This window comes from Klebsiella sp. 10982, from assembly GCF_048589245.1.
In the GTDB taxonomy this organism is placed as follows: Bacteria; Pseudomonadota; Gammaproteobacteria; order Enterobacterales; family Enterobacteriaceae; genus Klebsiella; species Klebsiella quasivariicola.
In genome coordinates, this window is the sequence record NZ_JBMAXV010000092.1 from 1 (window position 1) to 4,345 (window position 4,345).

Here is a 4,345-nt window from a genome sequence, read left to right on the forward strand (position 1 = left end):
ATTTATATATAAATTATTCTCTCGATGTATACCATGTATACCTTTCTCCATATTTATCTGAACTTCATTCTTTATGACCGGCTACAGGATGCGTCTGAGGTAACCAGTCTTCCGCACTCTCTGAAAGTTCAACGTTGGTCACCATGCCACGGGCTCTCCGTTCCTTACGGTACTCGTGATTAAACTCCCTCATCGCGCTTTCCATCCCCTCTGCGAATTTATTCAGCGTCAGCGGCTTGTCGAAACCGTTGGCCTCCAGGAATGCCAGGTAAGCGTGATAGAGATAAATTCGCGGATAGTGAGGCGGATTGCGGTTTCCTACCATCATTCCCGCACAATCAGCCAGCCGCTCAAGATGCGCGCAGAAGGCATAAAGCGGATCCGTTTTCTGCTTCACCTCCAGTGCTTCTTCGCTGTTCCGTTGCTCCAGCAGCAGCGCCCGCGCTTTTTCCGGGTTCGCAAAGTTCGCCAGCAGCCGACGAACCACCACCGGAATTTCAGCGGATATCTTTTCTGCCAGGTCGGGATCTTTATCCTCCTCGCTGACGCGCCGGTTAAACTGGAAAATTACGCGTCGCCGGGAAACGCCGCCGGCACGTTCGGTGAAAATCATCGGCGTGTTGTTCGTGGCCACAACCACCGCCCGCAAAACGGCGGTGTACTGGTGCTCGTGTTTCGGGTCGATCTCCACGGCATCCCCGCCGGTTATCGCTTTTATCCCGGTACCCTCTCCTGAATATTTGGGCTGATCAGGAAGCGTTATCATGCTTTTCCCGACGAACTGCGCCCGCCCGCGCGCGCTGTCGAGCGCCGCCATGTTCCCGCTGGCGGTGTTATGCGCACCGGCCAGCATCGTAGCGATATGGGTAAAGACACTTTTCCCGCTACCGCCCTCACCGGTTATCTCGAGGAACAGCTGCCAGTCGTACCGGTTCGCCAGCACCATAAAGAGCGCTGCAGCGATGCGCTGCATCTTAATTGCGTCTCTATCTGATGCGTAACTTAGCCATTTATGGAAGTTCGGCGCGTGGTCGCGGAGGTTTTCGCCCGGTACCGCTGGCGTGTAGGTCACGCCGTTATGATTGGTTAGCCAGTTGTCCTGGCTGTGTTCGGAGAAAATGCCGGTTTCCATATCGTAGACACCGTTTGCAAAGGGGATCAGGCTCCGCCGCGGCTCCCCCATCACCGGGATAACGATTTTCAGGGCGTCGATAACGTTGTTGATCGCGCGCTTGCTGAAGTTGGTTTTGTTCTCGTTGTAGATAGCCACCATTTCGCGGCTCAGCTCGAGCATAGACGTTTTCTCCCAAATGCCGGCGCGGTAGACGTACACGCCCTCGCTGTTTTCGTTGATTGCAATGCCGGTGTAACGCGCGGCCAGTATGAGCGCCTTTTCGTTATCAGCCAGGTCGCGGAGGTTTACATCCGTCAGCGGTTTGCCGATCACCATACTTTTGCCGGCTTCCGCATCGGCTTTGAGGCGCGGCAGCTGCGGCGTCCAGTCCTCCAGAAGCTGATAACCTTCAGAGTAGAATTGCGCGCGCTCCACGCCGGCCACCGCCAGCTTTGTCGCGAGAATGGTTATCTGCCGTTCGGTCAGATGCCCGCCGCGGCAAACCCGCGCATAGAGCCGGCCATCATCCACAATGCGGATATTCTCCAGCTCTGCCAGCTGCTTTTTATCCAGCACAACCGGCGGCACCGTATCGCCAATCGGGTTCATTTCCTGCCATGCTTTGGCGAAAGTCCAGGCATCGGCGCCGGCAAAGATGATTGACTCCTCCATGAGATCCGCCGGCTGCTTTTTAAGGTTTGGTGCATTCTTCATTTTCTGTTCCCTCGCTCCCTGATGATTTCCCGCATAACCCGAATTCGTTCGATGCCCTGCACCCGCATAATTCGATCGATATCTCTTCCACCGGTGCCCGGCGCAGAAGAAATAAATTCAAATTCCCGCGCCAGTCTTTCTGGCGTGCAAAAACACGGTGAGCTGTACCCCTCGCGGCAATATGTCACTCTGTCGAATCGGTAACTTTCGATAATTACGATGCTGCCCCGGCTGTCCTTCCATTTATCGCCCGGCCTGATTTCAGGGTGAGCGCGGCCACCAGCAGCTAAGCCGGAAATTTTAATCGTCATATTTTTTACCTCACGCCGCTGGTGGGATTACCTAATAACCAATCTTCTTCAGAAAGCGCGCGGCACTCTCCACCGTGAAAAGGATCTCGTCGTCCATAAGGGGGCGCATCGACTGCAACCCGTTCGACGTGTCCACCAGATAGCGGCCGCCGGCCGGAAAACTGAATACAGTTTTGCCATCGCTACAGCGCACCAGATTATAAATAGCGGGCATGGTCTGACCTCCCTGACTTTCACCAGATATTCCGATGCCTGACTGACCAGGCCGTGAACCGCCGCGACACGAAAGCTTTCCATTTCATCATCCGGCGCCAGGGTGTTTATCCACATATCGAGAACGGCAAGCGCCTGACGGCTGTATTCAAGCGCCTGGCCTGCGCTGGTCGTCAGCATGGCAATGGATTCGTTTTGAGTTGGCTTTGTCATGCATTCACCTCCATAGCGAGGCGTGTCTGGATAGCCGCGGCCTTGCTCCCCAGCTGGAGATAAGTCCGGGTGATTGCCGGGTTACTGTGTCCGAGCATTTCAGAGGCGACCAGCAAGCCCTGTTCGCCGCCGGCGGACATGAGATTAAAGGCGGCAATTTTGCGGCTGGAATAGGCGCTCAGGCGCAGACGCGTGTTTACTACGCGGGTAAACCACACCATGACGTTGTGCAGTTTCTTCCAGATCGTCTGACGGCTAACGCTACCTTCCAGAGACTGGCAACGGTTACTTTCAATCTGGCTGCGTGAAAATACCAGGTCGTCACCGATAAGATTGCGCTCCATGCGTTCACGCAGTCGTTTGATGATGCCCGGCGGCAGCTGTTTGGTATCATGCTTAACCTCAGCCTTTGCCACCAGCTCAAACACGATCGCCTGTTCTTCTTCCGTCATACCGGCGGCCAGATCGTCGCAGGTCACGCTATCCCAGTGCATGTACCCAATGTGATCGCCAGCAAGCCGGGCAGCGTCCTTACGATGCTGGCGAACAATCTCGATCCCCTTTCGGGTCGCTCTGGCTTCTGCTGCTTTGGTCTGCTTCGCTACGATGATTGTTGCAATGCCGGTTTCCCAGTTGATGCACGAGTAACGGAAGTTGCACACGTCACTGGTACGCCAGCCGGTAACGGTCGCAATATCCCACCAGAGTAAAACCCAGTCCGGCTGGGTCTGCTGGATGCGCTCGCGCAGTTTGCGCTGCTCTTCCCGTTCGTAAACGGGGGTCATGGTGCGGGTGCCTTTCGTGGTAGTGGCTTTTACCACGTTGCCGCGCAGCTCACGGGCTTTAGCTGTCAGGGTCTGGAGGTTAAACATGGCTACCTCCCAATTTCGCAACATCCAGTTCAAACGCGCCGCTGCTGTATTGATAAAGCGAACATTCAGAGCGAATTTTGGCGGCAAAGATAAGATCCCAGCGGGAATAAAACTCGCGGGCTTCTTGCTCACTGTCGGCAACGATGCGGATAACAACGGGAGTGCAGGTCCGGCCTTTCGGCGTACCGAGGAAAAGCCAGGTGAATTTGGGCAGTTTTTGGGTTGGGGTAGTAGCCATGTGGCAGCCTCCATACAGTGGTCTAGATAACCACCACCGGAAACGCCAATTTCACTGGTGGTGGACTGAGCAGGGTTGGCGTAACCGGACTGTATGGACTCCGGCGCGGATTTCTCCGCCCCCACCCAGCCCACCATAATTTTGCTAGCAGAGCGGTTTTGAACCACAACGCGTGAAAATAGGTGAGACGGATCAACGGCACAAAAAAAGACGCTTGGCGCGTCATGTGTCGCCATACAGTCATTCAGGACGCCAATCCTGGCACCAGATTTTGCTGGTGCTTTTAAAGCATACCCTTCAGTTGAATAACAAGGCAAGGAGTTTTTAGGGTGAGCGAAGCCCTGCCCCAGACGGGCATAATTGTTCTTCATGGCATTAACCTTTTTGAATTGTTTAGTGAGCTGTCGCGACAAATTTATTCTGCGAGATCCGAAGTGCAAACTCTCGCAAATTATCTCTGCTCACGGAATCTCAGTTCGTTTGGCTGCGTGACGATTCAATGCGCTCACTAATCCATTCATCAATTTCGCTTTCAATGAAAGCGATTGCTCGAGAACCAATCTTTATGGATGAGGGGAAACGTTGCTCAGCCATGAGTCGATAGATCCAAGCCTTGCTATAGCCGGTTCTGCGCTGAACTTCAGGTAAGCGGATAAGGGATTGGGACATA

Annotated in this window: 6 protein-coding genes and 1 pseudogene; all 7 read right to left on the reverse strand. The window is 54.3% G+C overall.

Annotated elements, in window-relative coordinates; translation table 11 throughout:
- Nucleotides 1-64: 64 nt before the first annotated feature.
- The 7 genes and pseudogenes from ACKLKD_RS27505 to ACKLKD_RS27535 all read right to left on the reverse strand — a co-directional run bounded on the left by ACKLKD_RS27505 (nt 65) and on the right by ACKLKD_RS27535 (nt 4,344).
- On the reverse strand, nt 65-1,828 hold the full coding sequence (locus ACKLKD_RS27505) for a DNA primase family protein (RefSeq protein WP_032441475.1): 1,764 nt from the start codon (nt 1,826-1,828) through the stop codon (nt 65-67).
- On the reverse strand, nt 1,825-2,139 hold the full coding sequence (locus ACKLKD_RS27510) for a DUF4222 domain-containing protein (RefSeq protein ID WP_032416075.1): 315 nt from the start codon (nt 2,137-2,139) through the stop codon (nt 1,825-1,827). The genes ACKLKD_RS27505 and ACKLKD_RS27510 overlap by 4 nt, the downstream gene beginning before the upstream one ends.
- 31 nt (nt 2,140-2,170) lie before the next feature.
- A complete protein-coding gene (locus ACKLKD_RS27515; RefSeq protein WP_087806450.1) occupies nt 2,171-2,353 on the reverse strand; it encodes a hypothetical protein in 183 nt (60 codons plus the stop codon).
- A gap of 208 nt (nt 2,354-2,561) precedes the next feature.
- Nucleotides 2,562-3,437, reverse strand: coding sequence for a tyrosine-type recombinase/integrase (locus ACKLKD_RS27520; protein ID WP_040182229.1), 876 nt, complete (start codon nt 3,435-3,437; stop codon nt 2,562-2,564).
- Complete coding sequence (locus ACKLKD_RS27525; protein WP_020802552.1) at nt 3,430-3,675, reverse strand: host cell division inhibitor Icd-like protein; 246 nt, start codon at nt 3,673-3,675, stop codon at nt 3,430-3,432. Before ACKLKD_RS27525 ends, ACKLKD_RS27520 begins: the two co-directional genes overlap by 8 nt.
- Before the next feature lie 47 nt (nt 3,676-3,722).
- Nucleotides 3,723-4,046, reverse strand: a pseudogene (locus ACKLKD_RS27530) (ash family protein); the annotation flags it as partial.
- Nucleotides 4,047-4,146: 100 nt separating this feature from the next.
- Nucleotides 4,147-4,344 carry a helix-turn-helix transcriptional regulator gene (locus ACKLKD_RS27535; protein ID WP_045339018.1) on the reverse strand — a complete coding sequence of 66 codons (198 nt, stop codon included), beginning with the start codon at nt 4,342-4,344 and terminating at the stop codon, nt 4,147-4,149.
- Between the last annotated feature and the right edge of the window lies 1 nt (nt 4,345).

Bases quoted from the DNA above. Each gene is read 5' to 3' on its own strand.
- ACKLKD_RS27505 (WP_032441475.1), bottom strand. From the start codon at position 1,828: ATGAAGAATGCACCAAACCTTAAAAAGCAGCCGGCGGATCTCATGGAG.
- ACKLKD_RS27510 (WP_032416075.1), bottom strand. From the start codon at position 2,139: ATGACGATTAAAATTTCCGGCTTAGCTGCTGGTGGCCGCGCTCACCCT.
- ACKLKD_RS27515 (WP_087806450.1), bottom strand. From the start codon at position 2,353: ATGCCCGCTATTTATAATCTGGTGCGCTGTAGCGATGGCAAAACTGTA.
- ACKLKD_RS27520 (WP_040182229.1), bottom strand. From the start codon at position 3,437: ATGTTTAACCTCCAGACCCTGACAGCTAAAGCCCGTGAGCTGCGCGGC.
- ACKLKD_RS27525 (WP_020802552.1), bottom strand. From the start codon at position 3,675: ATGGCTACTACCCCAACCCAAAAACTGCCCAAATTCACCTGGCTTTTC.
- ACKLKD_RS27535 (WP_045339018.1), bottom strand. From the start codon at position 4,344: ATGTCCCAATCCCTTATCCGCTTACCTGAAGTTCAGCGCAGAACCGGC.